The following is a 21,299-nucleotide window of genomic DNA, read 5'->3' as shown; positions in this document are numbered from 1 at the left end:
AATCATAATGTTAGTTAATATTATGATTCAAAATATCATTATAGTGCTTTAAACTAATGGAGATAATATTAGCATAAAAAAAGTAAAATTCACCTTGAAATTGCAACAATTTTAACTTCTCTTTTAAGATTAATAACTTAAAAAAATCAAGTGATTTTTGCAAATTTTTATCAAGATCTTACCGCTTGTTTATTCAAAAATAATTATCAATATAACTACCAAAAATTAAACACACAAAAAAACACCTATTACCTTAAAATATTGCTATTTCTTAAGGCAATAGATGCAATTATTTAATCAATGAGATAGGTTATATGGACATACTCAATTTTACATCAGCGGCACTATTAGCTTCTGCAAGTACTGCCTCCATACTATCACCTGCTGATGCGGCAACCACTGCACTCAGTGTACCTTCCACTAAAGGGGCATAACAAATTTTCACTTTTTTCGCCATAGTAGAAGATAAGAGATCTAAGGCTGTTTCTGCACTTAAAATGGCACTACCTAAGTCTACAAAAATAATTGTACCATCAGGTGAAAAAACCTCCTCTACTGCTTGCATTATTTTGATTGCATCAGTACCAATTGGGTTCTCAGGATTATTAACTCCTGCTGCTGCCACAATTTTACACGTTTCCGCTTTTACCTGAGAGGCCAATTCAACGACTCCCTCAGCTAATTTTTGGCTATGAGAAACAATAACAAAACTAATCATTTACACCTCCTACCTACTACCTGATGTAATGCTAAAAATAAAACAAAATATTCGCTTAAATTTATATTGCTACGCATTTTTTATCAAACAAAGAAATATAAAAATGTGAAGTACTACACATTTTTAATACACACTTGTCACCTTTCAACAAAATAGCGGTAAGATAAATTTAAAATTTTTTACACATTTTCTGCTACATTTAAGGATAATTGCGCTTATTTATCCAGATACAAGGTAATTTATTCTATGGAAATACTCGTCATTGGACTGTTATTATTTGGAGCGATGCTACACGGCATTACGGGACTTGGGTTTCCAATGATTTCAACAATATCTATTGCTATTATCTTTCCATTACCTGTTGCCATTGCCCTCGTTATTTTACCGAATATCATCATTAATGTAATGGTGCTGCTTCCTTCTAGAAACACTCCAAAAGAAACGAGTCTCACTTTTTTAATTCAAAAATTTTGGCTATTAATTTTGAGTAGTATTATTGGTTGTGTGATTGGTGTATTACTCCTCAAAGCGCTACCGATAAGCTGGTTATATCTATTGCTTTCATTAGCAACATTATTCTATGTTTTTTATGCCTTTTTTGAGAATCAAAAACACCCCCATTTATCCCATAATACGTTATTAAATAGCTCACTCAAAATGATACTTTTTGGTGGCTTAGCGGGTGTGATTGGAGGTGCCACTAATGCAATGTCCTCAATATTGATGATGTATTTATTAGCCAATAGTAATGATAAAAATGAAATTATTAAAACCAGTAATCTCTGCTTTTTATTGGCAAAAATTGTACAGTTTATTTTATTAGAAGACGTATTTAATCAACTCACTACAAAAGAATTATGGGCTCTCCCCATTATCACGCTGTTATCGATAATTGCGCTATTGATTGGTATTAACATCCGTCACAAAATATCTGTTACGCTTTTTAAAAAAATCATTCTCGTTATATTATTACTGTTATCACTAAAAGCAAGCTGGAATGCTTTTGTATTAATGTAATAGTAAACATTCCTTACACACTTTTTTGCAAATTTTTACATTAATGTAACCGCTATATTTTAAATTAACCTAAGTCTTTTCCATTTGACTGGATAACCTTTTGATACCAATAAAAAGAATCCTTACGAAAACGTTTTTTAGTGCCATTTCCTTCATCATCTAAATCGACATAAATATAACCATAGCGTTTTGACATTTCAGAGGTAGACATACTCACCAAATCAATTGGTGCCCAAAAGAGATACCCCATTAATTCGACGCCATCGGTAATAGCTTCTTGTATTTGTTGAATATGCGCACGTAAATAATCAATACGGTAAAGATCGTGAATGGAACCATCCTCTTCGACCTTATCAAAAGCCCCCAAACCATTTTCGACAATAAACAATGGCTTTTGATAACGATCGTACATATCATTTAAGGTAATGCGTAACCCTATTGGATCAATCTGCCATCCCCAATCTGATGCCTTTAAATAAGGATTTTTAACACCACTAAATAACCCTCCCATTTCATCATTTTTATGTGTTGTTACCGTTAAGCTGACGTAATAACTGAATGAAATAAAATCCACAGTATATTGTTTTAAAAGCGCATCATCGCCTTGCTCCTTATGAATTTTAACGTTTTGTTCAGCCCAGTAACGCTTCATATAGTGAGGATATTCACCACGTGCATATACATCGGTAAAATAGAGATTTTGTTGATTGCAATGTTGTGCTAGGCGCTGATCTTTAGGATCAGACGTCAGTGGATAAGTGTGTAAACGTGCTAACATACAGCCCATTTTTCCATCAGGAATGATTTTTTCTAAGGCTCTTTTTGCTAAGGCACTGGCAACAAATTGGTGGTGTAACGCTTGATATTTAGCATTTTCACGTTGTGATTCTGGCACTCGATCAAGAATAACGCCGCCCCCCGTATAAGGACTGTGCATTGTCACCATATTGATCTCATTAAAAGTGAGCCAATATTTTACTTTTTGTTGATAACGCTTTCTGCATAACGAACAAAGTGTTCTATACATTCTCGTCCTAACCAACCATTGTATTTTTGAATCAATCCTAATGGCATTTCATAATGGCTTAGTGTTACCATTGGCTGAATACCGTATTTTAGTAGTTCATCAAATACATTATCATAATATTGCAACCCTTTTTCATTTGGTTTTTCATCATCTCCATTGGGAAAAATACGTGACCAATGAATGGAGATTCGCAACATTTTAAAGCCCATTTCAGCAAAGAGTGCGATGTCTTCTTTATAATGGTGATAAAAATCAATTCCTTCTCGTTTAGGAAATCGTCCTTTAAATTTACCTGATAAAATATCATTGATACGCTGTGAACTTACTTCAATAGCAGTCCCCTGCAAACCACCACGCTCTTCCTTAGGAACAAAAGCTAACATATCAGGAGCAGATAATCCTTTGCCATCTTGATCAAACGCACCTTCCACTTGGTTTGCGGCTATCGCCCCACCCCATAAAAAATCCTTTGGAAAATCTTTTAAGTTACTCATTATTTTTCCTTACTACATTGCCCCTGACTATTTTCAACAAGCGGTATCATTAGATCAAAAATTTGCAAATTTTTACGATCATCGTACCGCTATACATTTAAAACAATTTATTCAACCAGCCCAATTTAGAGCCTAATACAGAAAAATAGTTGTAATCATTGAGATGCAGTAAGTGAAGGCGGTCACCGCTTTTACGTACTATAATTCTATCATCACGAGTAAAAGGTAAATAAACTTGGCTATCACAACTTACTTGTAATTCATCTAAGTTATTTTCAGTAAAACGTAACGATACTTCACTATCACCGTCGATGACTAAAGGACGAGCTGAAAGAGTATGGGGATACATAGGTACTAATGCCATTGCATCCATATTTGGTGTAAGAATAGGCCCTCCAACAGAGAGGGAATAAGCGGTAGAGCCTGTTGGGGTGGCAATAATCATTCCATCAGAACGTTGTGAAAAAGCGAATTTTCCATCAATACACACTTCAAATTCCATTGTTTTTACAATTTGAGCGGGATGAATAACGACTTCATTTAACGCATTATTACTGTTAATAATTTTACCATTACGTTCAATATGTGCTTCCAATAAAAAACGTTCTTCAATAATAAACTCATCTTGCTCTAAGCAACTATAAAGCTGTTCGAAGGCAGATTGTGGTGTAATATCCGTGAGAAAACCAAAATTGCCTCGATTAATACCAACAAGAGGTACTTGATATTTTGCTAATTCACGAGCCACACCCAGCATATTACCATCCCCCCAATCACAATAACTAAATCGGCTTGTTGTCCAATCTCTTCAAGGGTTAAAGCAGAGGGTAAATTCAATTGTGTTGCAACACTTGTTTCAATAGAAACGGTATAATTGCGGTCTTTAAGCCAGTTATATACTGCCAAATGTGTTTCTAAAGCAGCATTACGACGTGGTTGCCCAACAATTGCAATATGCTGAAAGTTATGTTCCTTTCTCATTTTATACTCGCTTACATAGTTTAAAAATTAATATAACCCTAATGTATCAAAGTCCATAAAAAAAATCACCAGCAATTTTAGGTTGCCAGTGATTGTTTATGAGTAAATTTATAGTCTTTTTAGAATAATGTTGCTAATGTTTCGTAAATTAACTGCATATTTAAGATTACTAATACCGTTGTAGAAATTACACCTAAAACAGTCACAATTTTCGAGTTTACAAATTCTCCCATTGTTTTCTTACAAGAAGTCATCTTAATTAATGGAATCATTGATATTGGTAATGCAACACATAAGAAAACTTGAGAATAGATAAGTAATGATTCAACAACATCACCACGATCACCCCAAATCATAATACAAATAACCACTGGCAATACTGCAAGTAAACGTGTTACAACACGACGTAACCACAATGGAATACGTAAGTTAATGAAACCTTCCATTACGATTTGTCCAGTTAATGTACCTGTAATAGTTGCATTTTGACCTGAGGCTAATAATGCCACAGCAAATAATGATGCTAATGTACCACTTGCAATTGGTCCAACGATTTCAGGGTTTTTCAATGCATCGTATAACTGAGTAAATTTCCCTAATTCCTCTGGGTCATTACCAAAGAATAATGAAGCACCAAGTAATAATAGCAAACAGTTAATAATGAAAGAGAAGCCTAATTGAATATTTGAATCAATAGTTGCAAATTTCACAGCGTGTTTAAGATCGGCTGGATCATTTCTATCATATTGTCTGGTTTGTACAATTGATGAGTGTAAGTATAAGTTGTGCGGCATAACTGTTGCACCCACAATACCTAATCCGATAACAAGTGCTGAATCTTGCCCTGCAACGTGTTCAGTAAAAATGCTCGTTTTTGGCATAAAACCATTTAGTGTTGCCGCTAAATCAGGTTGAGCCAAAGCTACTTCATAAGCAAAAATAGCAAAAATTGTCATTATTAACACGAATACGAACGCTTCAATTTTTCTAAATCCAAATCGCATTAGTACTAACAATAAGAACACATCCGCAATAGTAATTAATACCCCCATTAATAATGGAATATCAAATAATAAATTCAACGCAACCGCTGAACCAATTACTTCGGCTATTTCGGTTGCCATAATTGCAAGCTCGGTGGTTACCCACAATACTTTTGCCATTTTAGGCCCAACCATTGATTTAGTGGCTTGAGCTAAATCCATACCTGTAACAATACCTAATTTTGCACACATTGCTTGTAACAACATTGCGATTAAACTTGACAGTAAGATAACTGAGAGTAATAGATAACCATAAACAGATCCCCCTTGGATGGATGTAATCCAATTACCTGGATCCATATAACCAACGGCAACTAATGCACCTGGACCTGAGAATGCCATAAGATTAGCAAAAAACCCTTTTTTTCGCTGTGGAATCGAGACCGTATTATTGATCTCTTCAAGACTTAAATTAAAATTTTCATTTTTATTCATTTTTATTTACACCTCCGTAAATGATAATGATAATTGATTGCTTTATTGGGAGGGGCAATTCTAAAGATATTAGGAATTTGTGTCAATAAAAAAAGAATAAAATAGATTAAATTTTAAGTTTTGTCTTGAATTATCTAAATCTGTTATTATATTGCCTGTGTATGTTTAACTTTACTTTAATCTAAAGGATATAAAATGACCAACAAAACTGAAAGTAATCAACCTGAACAAGAAATTGAGATCCCAACAGAGTTACAAGAAGAAGCGGGACAACAAGAGGAATTACAACAAGAAAGCCCACAAAAAGAAGAAACTATAGAAACTCAAGGTGAGCAAACTTCTGACAATGATGAATTAGCCATTGCACAAGCACGTATTGCTGAACTGGAAACCTATATCGCAGAAGCAGATAATCGTGAAAAGGATATTTTATTACGAGCTAAAGCTGAAAATGAAAATACACGTCGTCGTGCCGAGCAAGATGTAGAAAAAGCCCATAAATTTGCACTAGAAAAATTCTCAAAAGAATTATTAAATGTGGTAGATAATTTAGAACGTGCATTAGAAACCTTAGAGGGGGTGGATGAAACCATTAAGCCTTTAATTGAAGGTGTTGAACTCACTCATAAAGAATTAACTGCTGTATTAAGCCGTCACGGAATACAAGTGTTTGGTGAAATCGGCGAAGCTTTTAATCCTGAAATGCACCAAGCTATTTCACAAAAAGATGCAGAAGGTATTGAGTCCAACCATATTAGTGTTGTGTTACAAAAAGGGTATAAATTAAACGACCGTGTTATTCGTGACGCAATGGTAATGGTTGCCCCTTAAATTTTGTTATTTTTAGCCCCCTTAATATCAAAAAGGGGGCTTTATCTTTTGCAAAGGATTTGAAATGTCCCTACAACTCAATGCAGTCGCACTTCTTTTAGCAATATTAATTTTTTTAGGCTTGTTTAGTCACAACAGCCCCGTAACTATTTCTGCTGCTATTTTATTGATTATGCAGCAAACACTACTTTCTAAGTATATTCCTTATACCGATAAGTATGGATTAAAAATAGGTATTATTATTTTAACTATTGGCGTGTTAGCACCCTTAGTTTCAGGCAGAATTGCATTACCCCCACTTAATGAATTTTTAAATTTAAAAATGGTTGCTGCTATCGTTGTGGGTATTATTGTAGCGTGGCTGGGTGGACGTGGTATTCCTCTAATGACAAACAATCCACCACTGATTACGGGATTGATGGTTGGCACAGTATTGGGCGTAGCATTCTTTGGTGGTATTCCTGTGGGACCTTTAATTGCAGCAGGGATTTTGTCTTTGGTTATTGGGAAAGGTTGATATTGTGGAGAAATTTTTTGAATACCTATCCACAACGTAAAGCCATTAGATTACAGAGTTATGATTATAGTAAAAATGGCTTATATTTTGTTACGATCTGTATAAATGAGCAAAAATGTTTATTAGGTCGCATTATTGATAATGATATTATTTTAAATGACGCTGGGAATATGATTAAAAAATGGTATCAAAATATAGAAACTAAGTTTAAAGATATTTTTTGTTTAGATTTTATTATTATGCCCAACCATATTCATTTTATTTTACATATTGATAGCCCAAATGATAGAACTGATAATAATATCATTTCTATCGTTCAATGGTTTAAAATTATGACCACAAATGAATACATTAAAAATGTAAAAAAGAATAATTGGCAACCATTTAATAAAAAATTATGGCAACGTAGTTTTTACGAACATATTATTCGTAATGAGGTGTCATATCATCAAATTGCAACTTACATAGAACATAATCCATATAATTGGAAAAAAGATAAATTATATGTAAAAGAATAAATTACCAATGGATTATATAAAAAACAGACTGTAGGGGAGGATTGAATGAGCGTAGCGAATGGAATATCCTCCCGTTATTTTATCAATTATGGAGCGGGAGCATATACGCAACAAGTTGCTAATGCTCCCCTACAATTATAGATACAACTATGAAAACAAATTTAAAAAATCTGCAAAAAAACAAAAAAATCCGACCGCTTAGCGATGAACAAAAAGCGTTAATGAAAGAGTTACAAAAAATGACGATTAGCGATAGTCGTCGTTTGGCTGGGCGTATTCGTGGCTTGGCTAATATCCATATTGTGAATTACCAATATATTATGTGAAAAATAAACCGTAGGGGAGGATTGAATGAGCGTAGCGAATGGAATATCCTCCCGTTAATTTATCAATTATGGAGCGGGAGCATATACGCAACAAGTTGCTAATGCTCCCCTACAATTATAGATACAACTATGAAAACAAATTTAAAAAATCTGCAAAAAAACAAAAAAATCCGACCGCTTAGCGATGAACAAAAAGCGTTAATGGAAGAGTTACAAAAAATGACGATTAGCGATAGTCATCGCTTAGCGGGACATATTCGTGGCTTGGCTAATATCCATATTGTGAATTACCAATATATTATGTGAAAAATAAACCGTAGGGGAGGATTGAATGAGCGTAGCGAATGGAATATCCTCCCGTTAATTTATCAATTATGGAGCGGGAGCATATACGCAACAAGTTGCTAATGCTCCCCTACAATTATAGATACAACTATGAAAACAAATTCAAAAAAAAATCTACAAAAAAACAAAAAAATCCGACCGCTTAGTGATGAACAAAAAGCGTTAATGAAAGAGTTACAAAAAATGACGGTTAGCGATAGTCGTCGTTTAAGTGGTCGTATTCGTGGCTTAGCTAATATTCATAAAGAAGAAACCAAACAAGCGGTAACTTCTGAGATAAAAAATGCAATTTCCACAGCACAGGCTTTTTTTAGTCATAAAAAATCACTATTACAAAATCTGAAAATAACCTATCCTGATTTGCCTGTCAGCAGTCGTCGTGATGAAATCCTAAAAACCATTCAAGAAAATCAAGTTGTCGTTATCGCAGGGGAAACTGGCTCTGGGAAAACAACTCAGCTACCAAAAATGTGTTTGGAATTAGGGCGTGGTGTTAAAGGGTTAATCGGTCATACTCAGCCTCGCCGAATTGCGGCACGCTCAGTGGCAAATCGTGTTGCCGAAGAGTTAGAAACGGAGATGGGCGATATTGTTGGTTATAAAGTGCGTTTTAACGATCAAGTGAGTAATAACTCACTGATTAAATTAATGACGGATGGTATTCTGCTTGCGGAAATTCAAACGGATCGTTACCTAAATCAATACGACACGTTAATTATTGATGAAGCCCACGAACGCAGTCTGAATAATGATTTTATTTTAGGTTATTTAAAACAAATTCTAAAAAAACGCCCTGATTTAAAAGTGATTATTACCTCTGCGACCATTGACGTTGAGCGTTTTTCTAAGCACTTTAATAATGCACCGATTATTGAGGTGTCAGGCAGAACTTATCCTGTGGAAGTGCGTTATCGCCCTGTATTGGAAGAAGAGGATCAAGATCAGCTACAAGGTATTCTGAATGCAGTTGATGAATTGCAAGCGGAAGGGCGTGGCGATATTTTGATCTTTATGAACGGCGAGCGTGAAATTCGTGATACCGCTGACGCACTTGAAAAACAGAATTTACATCTAACCGAAATTTTGCCCCTTTATGCACGGTTATCATCAAGCGAACAGCAACGTATTTTTCACCCAAGTAATTTAAACCGCATTATTTTAGCGACCAACGTGGCGGAAACTTCTTTAACCATTCCGAATATTAAATATGTGATTGATACCGGAACGGCTCGCATTTCTCGTTATAGCTATCGCACCAAAGTGCAACGCTTACCGATTGAGCCGATTTCACAAGCCTCCGCCAATCAGCGTAAAGGACGTTGTGGGCGTATTAGTGACGGAATTTGTATTCGTCTATATTCCGAAGACGATTTCAATTCTCGCCCTGAATTTACTGATCCTGAAATTTTACGTACCAACTTAGCGGCGGTTATTTTGCAAATGACTTCGCTTGGCTTGGACGATATTGGGGCATTTCCTTTTGTCGATCCGCCAGATTCTCGCAATATCCAAGACGGGATTAAATTATTAGAAGAATTACAAGCATTTCAATTCCGCCAAACAAAATATGGGCAAAAGCGTGAACTTACACCTATCGGTCGTCAGCTCGCGCAGTTACCTATCGATCCTCGTTTAGCAAGAATGGTTATTGCGGCGAGTCAAAATGGATCATTACACGAAGTGATGATGATCGTTTCTGCACTTTCGATCCAAGATCCAAGAGAGCGCCCGCAAGAGAAACAGCAATCGGCAGATGATAAACATCGCCGTTTTGCGGATAAAGAATCGGATTTTCTCTCTTTTGTGAACCTGTGGCATTTTATCCGTAAAAATCAGAAAGAATTAACCCAAAATAAATTTAGACGTTTATGTCGTCAGAATTATTTAAACTATTTGCGTGTCCGTGAGTGGCAAGATATTTATCATCAACTGCGTTTAACGGTGCGTGAATTAAAAATGCCAATCAACACCGAACCTGCAAATTATGTACAAATTCACACCGCTTTATTGACAGGTTTACTGTCGCACATCGGTATGAAAGAGCCTGAAAAAATGACTTATTTGGGGGCGAGAAATTCCCATTTTTCAATCTTTCCAAGCTCCTCGCTATTCAAAAAGCAACCAAAATGGATTATGGCGTCGGAATTGGTAGAAACCTCAAAATTATGGGGGCGAATGGTCGCAAAAATCGAGCCAGAATGGATTGAGCCGTTAGCCTTGCACCTTATCAAATCCAATTACAGCGAACCTCATTGGGAAAAATCCAAAGGGGCAGTAATTGCCGCTGAAAAAGTCACCCTTTATGGATTGCCGATTGTGGCAAAACGTAATGTCAATTTTGGCGGTATTGATCCTGTTGTTAGCCGTGAAATTTTTATTCGTTCTGCGTTGGTCGAAGGTGAATGGCTGAATAATTACAAATTCTTCAAACAAAATAACCGCTTAATTCGAGAAGTCGAAGATTTAGAACACAAAACACGTCGTCGTGATATTTTGGTAGATGAAGAAACTTTGTTTGAATTTTATGATCAGCGTATCGGCACAGAAGTGGTATCGAGCAAGCATTTTGATACGTGGTGGAAAAAAGCCAGCAAAAAAGATCCTGAATTGCTGAATTTTGAAAAGTCCTTTTTGATCAACGAAAATGCCAATAATGTTAGTGAATTAGATTTTCCTAACTTTTGGCATCAAGGCAATCTCAAATTAAAATTAAGCTATCAATTTGAGATAGGTAAAGAAGCAGATGGTGTGACAGTTCATATTCCTCTACCACTATTAAACCAAATTGAACCACAAGGATTTGATTGGCAAATTCCGGGATTACGCCGTGAGCTTGTGATCGCCTTGATAAAATCACTCCCCAAAGCCACTCGCCGTAACTTCGTGCCTGCACCGAATTATACAGAGGCATTTTTAGCAAAAGCCGTGCCTTTTGAAAAGCCCTTGCTTGAAAGTCTAACCTACGAACTGCGTCGAATGACAGGCGTGAGTGTTGATCCTGAACTATGGAATTTAGAGCAACTTCCTGCTCACTTAAAAATAACCTTTAGAGTAATTAATGATAAAGGGAAAAAAATTGCCGAAAGTATGAATTTAGATGAATTAAAATTTATGCTGAAAGATAAAGTACAACGTAGCCTTTCTGCAGTGGCGGATGATCGTATTGAACAAAGTGGCATTCATATTTGGAATTTTGATCAACTTCCACAATTTTATGAGCAAAAGAAACGAGATTTTACCGTCAAAGCCTATCCAGCTATTGTTGATGAAAAAGATGCGGTAGGGATTAAATTGTTTGAAACGGAATACGAGCAACAAGTTGCAATGCAACAAGGTTTACGCCGTTTGTTACTGTTAAATGTGCCTTCACCGATTAAATATTTACACGAAAAACTGCCAAATAAAGCTAAACTTGGTTTGTATTTCACGCCTTTTGGCAATGTATTAAGTTTAATTGATGATTGTATTGCCTGTGCGGTGGATAAATTAATCGAAGACTTTGGCGGATTTGCGTGGAATGAAGATGATTTTGATAAACTCAAAGCGTATATTCGTGAAAATCTCAATGAAATGACGGTAGATATTGCCCAACAAGTCGAAAAAATCTTAACCTTAACCTTTGATTTAAACAAACGCTTAAAAGGTAAGTTAGATTTCACAATGGCGTTTGCAATGTCGGACATTAAAAACCAAATCAACCACTTAATTTACCCAAATTTTGTCACGGAAATGGGGTATACCAAACTTGCAAATTTACAACGTTATCTTACCGCTATAGAGAAGCGTTTAGACAAACTTGGTATCGATCCAAACCAAGATCGTGCCAAAATGTTACGTGTCGAACAGGTACAAAATGCTTATCAACAATTACTTGCTAAGTTACCAAAATCAAAAGCCATTCCTAATGAAATTTTAGAAATTCGCTATATGATTGAGGAGTTAAGAGTGAGTTTATTCGCCCAACAGTTAGGTACGCCGTATCCGATTTCAGATAAAAGGATTTTGAATTTGATTAGGGAGTTTTAGGAATTTACCGTTATTTGAATTACTACCGTAGGGGAGGATTGAATGAGCGTAGCGAATGGAATATCCTCCCGTTTATTTCTCGATTAACTAACGGGAGCATATACGCAAATAAATTTGCTAATACTCCCCTACAATACTTTTATAAGTTTTAATGTTTCAAGCGGTCATTTTTTTATAAAAATTTACATCAATATCTTTTAATAACGAAAAACCAAACACTTTTTTACCTAAATCTTTTAAACTGGCACCAATCAGGTAAATATCTTTATCATCAATAATTAAAAATCTATCGTGAAAATTTTTATTGCGTTTAATCGCTATTTTTTTATATTGTTGATTATATTTCTCTAAATCAAGTTTTATGGTTTTGCTGATTGAATGAGTGTAAATAGTTACGCTTACATTTTGGTTTTTCTGAAAAAGGGTTAAGGTTGAATCATCAATATAATTATCAATTAATACAATATTTTTCTGTGCTTTTCTGATTAAATCTGAGACAAATTTATGGGCATCAAAAATTTGACCATTAAAGAAACTGCCTTGTTGTTGAATGTGATCTTTGCTTTCTAATGCTTTGAAAAGTTGATTAAATTTATTGTCTGTTGTAATTTCAAAAGTAACTTGTCTTTTTTCTAGCGTTTCTAATTGTTGTAACAATAACTGATTATTAGAAATAGTTTGACGCATTTGTACAAATTCTCTAATAATTTTAACGCTTATATTGATAGCCGTCTCACTCTTTAAAATAGCACTAAGCATTGATACACCTTGCTCTGTAAAAGCATAGGGTATATATCGTAGCCCCATTTTATCCGAATTGGAGATCACAAATTGTGATCTCCAATTTTCAAATTCCCGTTCATTTAATTGAAACATAAAATCAGAAGGAAACCTTTTTATATTTCTCTTAACAGCTTGATTAAATGTTCTTGTCTCAACACCATAAAGCAATGCTAAATCCCTATCTAACATCACTTGTTTAGCTCTTATTGTGTAGATTTTTGATTTAATATCAAAATGTTCTGTTATTTTATTCATCAAATTATCCTCGCCTTTCAAATTTTGAGATCACAAATTGTGATCTCAAGTTATGCTATATTTTTCTTATTACAGTATATCTAAAAGCTAAAAAGATAATTTTTATATTTTTGTGAGTGTTATCGCATTTTTGTAAATTTAGATGTAAGAAACATTGTTTAAATTTGTGTAGATGGGCTAGTTTTTTCATAATTTTCCCCTTGTTCTGTTTAAACTATCCCAGAGCATTAAAACAAGCGGCCACATTTAATCAAAAATTTGCAAATATAGTAAATTAAATTGAGATTAGTATTAAAAATTGAAACTAAATTGCTGAACCTACCTAAGCACGGTCACTGAGCCTGTCGAAGTGTAAGTGCTTTTTCTTGTATTTCACACGCAACCCTTCGACAAGCTCAGGGAGCGATTACTGTTTTATTCTATATTTAATGCGCTATATTTTTACACATCAAATTTGAAATACTATACCCCATAAAAAAATGCCCTTTTCTTAATGAAAAGGGCATTTTATCAGCTACTTATTAAAGTATTACCATTGGTAACCTGCACCTAAGGTTGCTCCAACATCACCACTAGAGTTCGAGTTTACCGAACCTTTGATGATCCATCTTCCGTTATCAGAAACTGTTGAAACTCCTATTGCAAGACCTACGGCACCTTTATAGGTTGATCCTGCTGCAGAAACCATACTACGAACTGGTAAAGAAGCTTGAGGCAATCCAGCGGCAGCCATTGCACTGGAGATACCCTCATTCGCACCTTTCTCGACATCATTTAGTTTATTAGCCACATTAACCACAGAGTTTTTCACCTCATTAAGCTGTGAAACATTCACCGCATCTGTTGGCGCAGTACCGGCTTTAATATTGTGGATTTGGTTTCCACCCATATTAATATTGACATCAGTACCCTCTTTCACTGTTAAACCGGATTGGTTTAAGGTGATATTGCCCACAGTGACTTTATCCACTTTGATTTCCGGTGTGGTGGAAATAACCAGCTGTTTATCATTACCATTCATCACCGTTTTTGCGTTAAGGTTTTTACCAACTTTAATGCTTAAGGCACCATTGTTGCTCACGACTTCCTCTTTTGAGAGATTATCCTTGTCTAATACAACATCGTCTGTTACAGCAACCTTGATTTCAGCACCATTGCCTCCATTTCCATTGCCTGCATCGCCTTTGTCACCCTTGTCGCCTTTTGCACCTTTTAAAGCAGCTAAGAAGTCATCTTGTGTTTTAGCGTCATTACCTGGCAATGCTTTCCAAATCTCATAAGCAGATTGACCATCGGCGCCATCCGCACCAGCGGCACCGTCATCACCTTTCGCACCTTTAAAGTTAGGGTCATTTTTCAATACGTCCTTATCTAACGTGATATGGGCGATTTGTTTACCGTCTTTGCTTTGTTGTTTCTCCACTTTTAAGCCATCACCAAAGTCAAAGGCAAGTTTACTTAAGTCAAATTTTTCTTCAGTATTACCCTGTTTATAATTTGCTCCCGTACCCGTGCTACCACTAAAGAAGCTAATGGTTGGTAATATTGCTTCTTGCCATTTAGTGACATCAATACCTTTACCACTGTTCAGTGCTTTTAACTGTTTGTAGTTAACTGCATCGGTATCTGCTGTGGCATCGCCTAAATTGGTAATTCTACCTCCATTTACTGATACGCTATGGTCTGTATCACTCAATGTAAGTTTTCCACCACCTGCTGTGTTAGCAATTGACGAAATACCTGTGAGCTCTTTCGCTAATTTAAGTGCTAAACCATCTGCACTTGCTACCACTCCGATGTTGCCATCAGTCAGTTTATTTGCCGCTGTTACACCACCTTTGATATTTAAGGTGTCATTTAGTTTAATACCTTTAGTTCCCGTATCACCTACAAAAACTAAACCATCATCCATTGTGGCAACTTCCTTTTTGTCCTTCAACGACTAAAGTATTACCTGCAGCAACAGCAACTTCATCTGCGGTATTACCTGTGAATTTCAGTCCTGCACCTGCATTAACAACCGCTGTTTCGATAGCTTTTAACTGTTTGTAGTTAACTGCATCGGTATCTGCTGTGGCGTCCCCTACATTGGTTATTCTCTTACCACCTGCATTCACACCTTCAGCAGAGATGGAAACAACATTATCTCCTTTCGCTGCACCAAATACGATTGAATTTAAGCCTGTTAATTCTTTTGCCAGTTTAACCGCTAAACCATTCGCACCATCGTTAACCACACCAATATTGTTATCCGTCAGTTTATCTGCCGCTGTTACGCCACCTTTAATATTTAAGGTGTCATTGAGCTTACGAGTGACTTTCTCACCCACATCACCTTTAAACACTAAGCCATCATCAAAGGTTGCAACAGTATGTGTGACGCCTGCTTTATCTTCGTAAACAACGCGTGTTAAACCATCTGTTCCATCAACGCCTGGTCTACCATTAACCACTTTGATGTCGGCTGAAACAGCTTTTCCATTTTGACCGTCAATACCATCGTGGCCATTAAGTCCGATTACTCCGTTGGTTCCATTCGCACCATCTTCACCTCTGATAGTGACGCCATCTTTACCGTCTTTTCCTTTAACGGTAATACCGTCTTTTCCACTTAAGCCGATTGAGCCATCTTTGCCGTCTTCGCCTTTAATAGAAATACCATCGTTTCCGTTGATACCCACTTCACCTTTAGCACCTTTAACTGAAATACCGTCTTTTCCGTCAATGCCAACACCATTTATGCCGTCTTTGCCGTCAACGCCGATATAACCGTCTTTACCGTCTTTGGCTTTTCCAACTTTATCAATCGCTGTATCAACATAGGTTTTAACCGCTTTCTCTTGAACAAGCTGAGTGCCATTTTCATCATCAATGACAGCTTTACCTACTACCGAACCGAAGGTAGATTTAGCGGCGTCACCACCCATATTAGAACCGTCTACTTTTAAGTATTCTGTTGCAAGGTTAGTGGTTCCAGTGATGTCTTTCACTTTCGCTGCATCTAAATCTAAAGTGAAGATAGCACCTTTTTCATCCGTTGCTGGCGTGGTTGCGACAGTAATTCCACTATCAGCTACCACTTTCACTTCTTCTTTCGAGGTTTTGCCTACTTTTGTGATTTCAGTAGTTAATGTATCACCTAAACTAGTTACCGTAGTACCTAAATCTGTCACTTTAGTGTCAACGGCATCAACATAAGCTTTTACCGCTTTCTCTTGAACGAGTTGTGTACCATTAGCATCACTGATGATAGATTTACCCACATTTTTTCCAAAGATTGCTTTGTTGCCACCAATGTTTGAACCTTCTCTATTAAGATAGGTTGTATTTGGGTTAGTCGCTAAATTATCTAATTTAGCTTTCACTTCATCCGCTAAGGCAACAGTAAATACTCTGCCATCCGCATTTTCATCGGCGTTATTCGCAGTGACGACGATCTCTTTTGATGTGCCTTGAACTTTTTCACGTGATTTCGCTTTTAACTCTGTTAATAACGCATCCGCAATCTTAGCTTCTGTCACCGCATCATTAGCTAGTTTATCCGTTGAAATACCGCCATTTTTAACTGACACTTTGCCATTTGCCACTTCAAGAGTTGAGTTATCCACATTGACTTTTAAGTCAACTTTTCCTGCTGTTGTTGTCGTATCAATGCTGATAGATTGATCTGAACTCGTAATAGCATTGGAATCAAGTTTAGTATCTAACGCTGTTTTAACTTGCGTATCGGTAACTAACTTGCCTGTTGGCGTGGTTAAATCTGCGCCTGTGTTTAACTTAGTTGTCCAAGCGGCAATATCTGTATCACTTAAATTACCCGCGTTTTTATCCGCTTTGTTATTTAGTTTAATTTTATTTAGAAGCGATCTCAGTTTTGCTGCATCAGCGGCTGTTTTTACATCACCAATGGCTTCGTGAATCGTGCCTTTACCTGTACCACCGATATCGGTGAAAGTAATATTGCCATTTTCATCTATTGCTGCATTACCACCAAAGTTGTTTTTAACTGATTTTGCGACATTACCTAATACGGTATTAGTTGCAAACAGTTGCGAACCGTTAATAGCATCGGTTGAGGTTGCTGTCACAGCACCCGCAGCTACATTCACTAACTGTTTTTCAGCACCTTCTTTACCAATTGACACTACGCCATTTGGTGTACCTGCAAAGTTGCCATATTGAATACCACTTACCGTTGCCCCTGCAATATCGTCGGAAGCTTTGGTTTCTGCACCTTGACCTAATGCCACTGAATTTGCATTATTTGCAACAGCATCAAAACCTAGAGCAAGGGTTTTGTCTTTAATAGCTTTAGCACGGTAACCCATTGCCACAGCCTCTTGGTCTCCACCTTTCACACCAGCAACTGTTCCTGTTCCGAGTGCCATTGAACCTGCTGTATAGGCTTTACCACCATTTTTTCCTTTAAACGACGCTAATTTTCTATAAATTGCTTTCTTTTGTAACTTTTTATCTGTTATCGCATTGATTTCTGTTATATCTTCTGGCGTAAAGGCTTCGCTGTATTTAGCTTTAACGGTATCAAAATCATTACGTAAAACGAATTGATCTAATGGACTATTATACACACCACCAGTAGCCAATGATCCTACGCCCTCAGCCTGTGCACCATAGCCTAAAGTTATGGCAGTAAATCCTGAGGCAATCCCAGCAGAACCAATTGCTATAGAATGGGCTCCCTCAGCTGTATTATCTGAGCCACCCAAAGCCACACTATTATTTGCTAATGCTCTATTATTTTCACCAAGAGCAAATGACCGTATCCCTTCTGCTCTCGCAGCTGTTCCAAATGCAAATGCACTCTCACCAGAAGCAACAGCACCTACATTTAAGAATGATTGTGATTTTGCTATCTTGATTTTCATTAATGCTTTTTCTTCAGTGGTTGCAGTGCCAGCGTTTATTTTATCTTTCTCATCTGTTGATAAAATATCTGCATAGTCATCGATTGTTTTGGACTCTAGATTTTTTGCAATTTCGTCAATTTGTGCCCAGTTAGCAAGTGAACCACCACCTGCGAAAGAAGCCCTACCAGAGGCTAATGAAACATCGCCCATAGCGACAGAATGTTGCCCTGTTGCTGAGTTATGTTTTCCTCCGATAACCACAGAATCAACCGATGTTGCTACGTTATTTTGTCCTCCGATAACCACTGCTCTATTTTCTGTAGCTTTGTTATTCTTTCCGAAGATTACTCCAGCATTATTCCCTGTAGCAGTATTGTTTATACCCTCTAATTTTTCTAATCTTGCTTTTAATGCGTTAAATTCTGCATCAGTGACAGCCATTGCCTGTGAACTAAATATAGACAACATTGAAATTGCCAAAGCAATTTTTGCAAATTTTGGTAAGAATGTACCCGCTTGTTTTAATTGGGGTTTATTGGTTTTTGATGCCTGCGTTTTTGTTCTGCCTTTGGCTAATTCGCTAACGGCGACGAAGGTTTGTGTTACTGCGTTAAACACAACTTTATAGATGTTATTCATAATACTAGTCCTCTGAAAAAAATAAGTATTACAGATAGATAGTTTTAAATACGGTATTTAAAATCAACTCTAGTTGCAGTTTGGACTTGTATTACAAATAGTTACAATTTAATTGCAACTATATTAAAGCATATTCACTTTAGTTCTCAAGGTGAGAATCAAATTTATTACTGGAAACTCCATTTAACCTACTAACCTATATTTAGCTTTCACTAAATTATTCCTTTGTTTGTTAGCATACGATTACCACGAATAAATTTACTATCACTGTCAATATTCAATAATTTTGTATCAAGTGTTAATCTACAAAATAAGTATAATTTTAATTTATATTTTGATTGGTTTATGTGATCCCTATTGCAATCTTTATATCGATCTTTTTGTGTGATATCAAAACACTGGTTGCTGAGCTCGATTATTGAGCCTGTCGAAATATCGAAGTGTGAGGTGTTTTCGCACGGAATTCGTTGAGTGAACGCTTCTCTTCCCTTCGACAGGCACAGGGAGCCGAAGCGAGACATCGATCACTGAACTTACCCAAACACCGGTCACTGAGCTCGGTTATTGAGCCTGTCGAAATATCGAAGTGTTAGGTGTTTTTGCACGGAATTCGTTTAGTAAACGCTTCTCTTCCCTTCGACAGGCTCAGGGAGCCGAAGCGAGACATCGATCACTGAACTTACCCAAACACCGGTTGCTGAGCTCGGTTATTGAGCCTGTCGAAATATCGAAGTGTGAGGTGTTTTTGCACGGAATTCGTTTAGTAAACGCTTCTCTTCCCTTCGACAGGTTCAGGGAGCCGAAGCGAGACATCGATCACTGAACTTACCCAAACACCGGTTGCTGAGCTCGGTTATTGAGCCTGTCGAAATATCGAAGTGTGAGGTGTTTTTGCACAGAACTCACTTAGTCAGCACTTCTCTTCCCTTCGACAGGCTCAGGGAGCCGAAGCGAGACATCAATCACTGAACTTACCCAAACACCGGTTGCTGAGCTCGGTTATTGAGCCTGTCGAAATATCGAAGTGTTAGGTGTTTGCGCACGGAACTCATTTACTTTCTTTTCTTCGGTCTTTTACGAATTGGACGAGTATCTAATACAGTAATAGGTAAGGTTTCTTGAGGTTCAAAACCTTTGACACTTTCTCTTGGTAATACTTGTTGAATTAAACGTTCAATACCTTTTAAATCATCCAATTCATCGGCACAGACTAATGAGATCGCTTTGCCTGATGAACCTGCTCGTCCTGTACGTCCAATTCGGTGCACGTAGTCTTCTGACACATTGGGTAAATCAAAGTTTATCACGTGGGGAAGTAGGTCAATATCAATGCCTCTGGCTGCAATATCTGTTGCTACTAAGACTTGAATATCCCCTGCTTTAAATTCTGCTAAGGCACGAGTTCTTGCACCTTGACCTTTATTGCCGTGAATGGCTGAAGCAGGAATATTGGCTTTTTCTAGCTGTTTGGTGAGTTTATTTGCACCGTGTTTAGTACGAGTAAAAACAAGCACTTGTTGCCAATTATTGTCTTTAATCAATTTTATTAATAAGGCGGCTTTGCTTTTTTTATCTACAGGATAAATCACTTGGCTGACTTTTTCTGCTGTTGTGTTTTCAGGGCTGACTGCGATTTCTATTGGGTTATGAATCAGTCCTTTTGCAAGGGTTCTAATTTCAGTGGAAAAAGTCGCTGAAAATAATAAATTCTGACGTTTTGGTGGCAGTAATTTGATGATACGTTTGATATCGTGGATAAATCCCATATCTAACATTCTGTCTGCTTCGTCTAATACCAATACTTCTAAATGATCAAAACGAATCGCATTTTGTTGGTATAAATCGAGTAATCTTCCAGGAGTTGCCACGAGGATATCGGCACCGCCTCGTAATTTTTGCATTTGTGGGTTAATTTTTACGCCCCCAAACACCACTGCTGATTTTAACGGTAAATATTGGCTATAAAGGCTGACATTTTCGGCAATTTGAGCCGCAAGTTCACGTGTTGGCGTTAAAATTAACACCCTCGCTTGATTCGATTTGACTTTTTGTCCTTTACTCAGTAGTTCTAAAATAGGTAAGGTAAACCCAGCTGTTTTTCCTGTGCCTGTTTGAGCCGCTGCCATTACATCTTTGCCAGACAGAATCGCTGGGATAGATTGTTGTTGAATCGGTGTAGGGGTTTGGTAGCCTTGTTCTGTTACGGCTTTTAAGATGGGTTCTGATAACCCGAGTTGATTAAATTGCAATGCGTTTTTCCATAAATTAAAAAATAGTTTTCTATGATACAGTATTTTGGGGGTAAAGATAGTGAAATAGTTAAATACCGGTTGATGAGCGACCCAAATACCGTTCACTGAGCTTGTCGAAGTGTTAGGTGTTTGCGCACAGAATTCGTTGAGTGAACGTTCTCTTATACTTGTATTATAAAAAAGCCCTACTATTATAAATAACAGTAGGGCTGTTGAAGTAGAGC

Annotated in this window: 13 protein-coding genes and 2 pseudogenes; 7 read left to right on the top strand and 8 right to left on the bottom strand. The window is 36.8% G+C overall.

What is annotated here, in order from left to right:
• Positions 1–310 precede the first annotated feature (310 nt).
• Entirely contained in the window at positions 311–718 is a 408-nt protein-coding gene (gene dhaM / locus A6B44_RS01675; protein WP_090921561.1) for a dihydroxyacetone kinase phosphoryl donor subunit DhaM, read from the bottom strand.
• Between the two features lie 246 nt (positions 719–964).
• Between dhaM and A6B44_RS01670 the strand changes: the two genes are divergently transcribed.
• Positions 965–1,735, top strand: coding sequence for a sulfite exporter TauE/SafE family protein (locus A6B44_RS01670; protein WP_090921563.1), 771 nt, complete (start codon positions 965–967; stop codon positions 1,733–1,735).
• 64 nt (positions 1,736–1,799) lie between these two features.
• On the opposite strand, the pseudogene A6B44_RS01665 reads toward A6B44_RS01670, so the two are convergent.
• From A6B44_RS01665 to A6B44_RS01655, 3 genes and pseudogenes are all read right to left on the bottom strand, one after another.
• Positions 1,800–3,256: pseudogene (locus A6B44_RS01665) on the bottom strand (glycoside hydrolase family 1 protein).
• 97 nt (positions 3,257–3,353) lie between these two features.
• Positions 3,354–4,237, bottom strand: a pseudogene (locus A6B44_RS01660) (NAD(+) kinase).
• Between the two features lie 119 nt (positions 4,238–4,356).
• Positions 4,357–5,715 carry an Nramp family divalent metal transporter gene (locus A6B44_RS01655; protein ID WP_090921567.1) on the bottom strand — a complete coding sequence of 453 codons (1,359 nt, stop codon included), beginning with the start codon at positions 5,713–5,715 and terminating at the stop codon, positions 4,357–4,359.
• A 195-nt stretch (positions 5,716–5,910) separates the two neighbouring features.
• On the opposite strand from A6B44_RS01655, the gene grpE reads away from it, so the two are divergent.
• From grpE to hrpA, 6 genes are all read left to right on the top strand, one after another.
• Positions 5,911–6,546, top strand: a complete 636-nt coding sequence (gene grpE, locus A6B44_RS01650) for a nucleotide exchange factor GrpE (RefSeq protein WP_090921569.1) — start codon at positions 5,911–5,913, stop codon at positions 6,544–6,546.
• 64 nt (positions 6,547–6,610) lie between these two features.
• Positions 6,611–7,063: a DUF441 domain-containing protein gene (locus A6B44_RS01645; RefSeq protein ID WP_090921571.1), complete on the top strand. Its 453-nt coding sequence runs from the start codon at positions 6,611–6,613 to the stop codon at positions 7,061–7,063.
• Between the two features lie 17 nt (positions 7,064–7,080).
• Positions 7,081–7,581, top strand: coding sequence for a transposase (locus A6B44_RS01640; protein WP_090921574.1), 501 nt, complete (start codon positions 7,081–7,083; stop codon positions 7,579–7,581).
• Positions 7,582–7,730: 149 nt separating this feature from the next.
• Positions 7,731–7,907 carry a hypothetical protein gene (locus A6B44_RS01635; RefSeq protein WP_176673441.1) on the top strand — a complete coding sequence of 59 codons (177 nt, stop codon included), beginning with the start codon at positions 7,731–7,733 and terminating at the stop codon, positions 7,905–7,907.
• A 129-nt stretch (positions 7,908–8,036) separates the two neighbouring features.
• Complete coding sequence (locus A6B44_RS01630; RefSeq protein WP_176673440.1) at positions 8,037–8,213, top strand: hypothetical protein; 177 nt, start codon at positions 8,037–8,039, stop codon at positions 8,211–8,213.
• Positions 8,214–8,342: 129 nt separating this feature from the next.
• Positions 8,343–12,278: an ATP-dependent RNA helicase HrpA gene (gene hrpA, locus A6B44_RS01625; RefSeq protein ID WP_090921576.1), complete on the top strand. Its 3,936-nt coding sequence runs from the start codon at positions 8,343–8,345 to the stop codon at positions 12,276–12,278.
• 156 nt (positions 12,279–12,434) lie between these two features.
• On the opposite strand, the gene A6B44_RS01620 is transcribed toward hrpA, so the two are convergent.
• The 4 genes from A6B44_RS01620 to A6B44_RS01605 all read right to left on the bottom strand — a co-directional run bounded on the left by A6B44_RS01620 (position 12,435) and on the right by A6B44_RS01605 (position 21,072).
• Complete coding sequence (locus A6B44_RS01620) at positions 12,435–13,316, bottom strand: ORF6N domain-containing protein (RefSeq protein WP_090921578.1); 882 nt, start codon at positions 13,314–13,316, stop codon at positions 12,435–12,437.
• A 529-nt stretch (positions 13,317–13,845) separates the two neighbouring features.
• Positions 13,846–15,228, bottom strand: a complete 1,383-nt coding sequence (locus A6B44_RS01615; protein WP_090921580.1) for a YadA family autotransporter adhesin — start codon at positions 15,226–15,228, stop codon at positions 13,846–13,848.
• Positions 15,221–18,823, bottom strand: a complete 3,603-nt coding sequence (locus tag A6B44_RS01610; RefSeq protein ID WP_176673439.1) for an ESPR-type extended signal peptide-containing protein — start codon at positions 18,821–18,823, stop codon at positions 15,221–15,223. The genes A6B44_RS01615 and A6B44_RS01610 overlap by 8 nt, the downstream gene beginning before the upstream one ends.
• Positions 18,824–19,875: 1,052 nt before the next feature.
• Complete coding sequence (locus A6B44_RS01605) at positions 19,876–21,072, bottom strand: DEAD/DEAH box helicase (protein ID WP_090923516.1); 1,197 nt, start codon at positions 21,070–21,072, stop codon at positions 19,876–19,878.
• Positions 21,073–21,299: the final 227 nt, after the last annotated feature.

Origin of the sequence: Pasteurella skyensis (assembly GCF_013377295.1) — a bacterium.
Lineage (GTDB): Bacteria > Pseudomonadota > Gammaproteobacteria > Enterobacterales > Pasteurellaceae > Phocoenobacter > Phocoenobacter skyensis.
The sequence above is the reverse complement of the archived record's forward strand: the minus strand, read 5'-3'. Positions and strand labels throughout refer to the sequence as shown.

Excerpts from the sequence above, each read along its gene's own strand:
- dhaM (WP_090921561.1), bottom strand. The coding sequence starts at position 718 with ATGATTAGTTTTGTTATTGTTTCTCATAGCCAAAAATTAGCTGAGGGA.
- A6B44_RS01670 (WP_090921563.1), top strand. The coding sequence starts at position 965 with ATGGAAATACTCGTCATTGGACTGTTATTATTTGGAGCGATGCTACAC.
- A6B44_RS01655 (WP_090921567.1), bottom strand. The coding sequence starts at position 5,715 with ATGAATAAAAATGAAAATTTTAATTTAAGTCTTGAAGAGATCAATAAT.
- grpE (WP_090921569.1), top strand. The coding sequence starts at position 5,911 with ATGACCAACAAAACTGAAAGTAATCAACCTGAACAAGAAATTGAGATC.
- A6B44_RS01645 (WP_090921571.1), top strand. The coding sequence starts at position 6,611 with ATGTCCCTACAACTCAATGCAGTCGCACTTCTTTTAGCAATATTAATT.
- A6B44_RS01635 (WP_176673441.1), top strand. The coding sequence starts at position 7,731 with ATGAAAACAAATTTAAAAAATCTGCAAAAAAACAAAAAAATCCGACCG.
- A6B44_RS01630 (WP_176673440.1), top strand. The coding sequence starts at position 8,037 with ATGAAAACAAATTTAAAAAATCTGCAAAAAAACAAAAAAATCCGACCG.
- hrpA (WP_090921576.1), top strand. The coding sequence starts at position 8,343 with ATGAAAACAAATTCAAAAAAAAATCTACAAAAAAACAAAAAAATCCGA.
- A6B44_RS01620 (WP_090921578.1), bottom strand. The coding sequence starts at position 13,316 with ATGAATAAAATAACAGAACATTTTGATATTAAATCAAAAATCTACACA.
- A6B44_RS01615 (WP_090921580.1), bottom strand. The coding sequence starts at position 15,228 with ATGGATGATGGTTTAGTTTTTGTAGGTGATACGGGAACTAAAGGTATT.
- A6B44_RS01610 (WP_176673439.1), bottom strand. The coding sequence starts at position 18,823 with ATGAATAACATCTATAAAGTTGTGTTTAACGCAGTAACACAAACCTTC.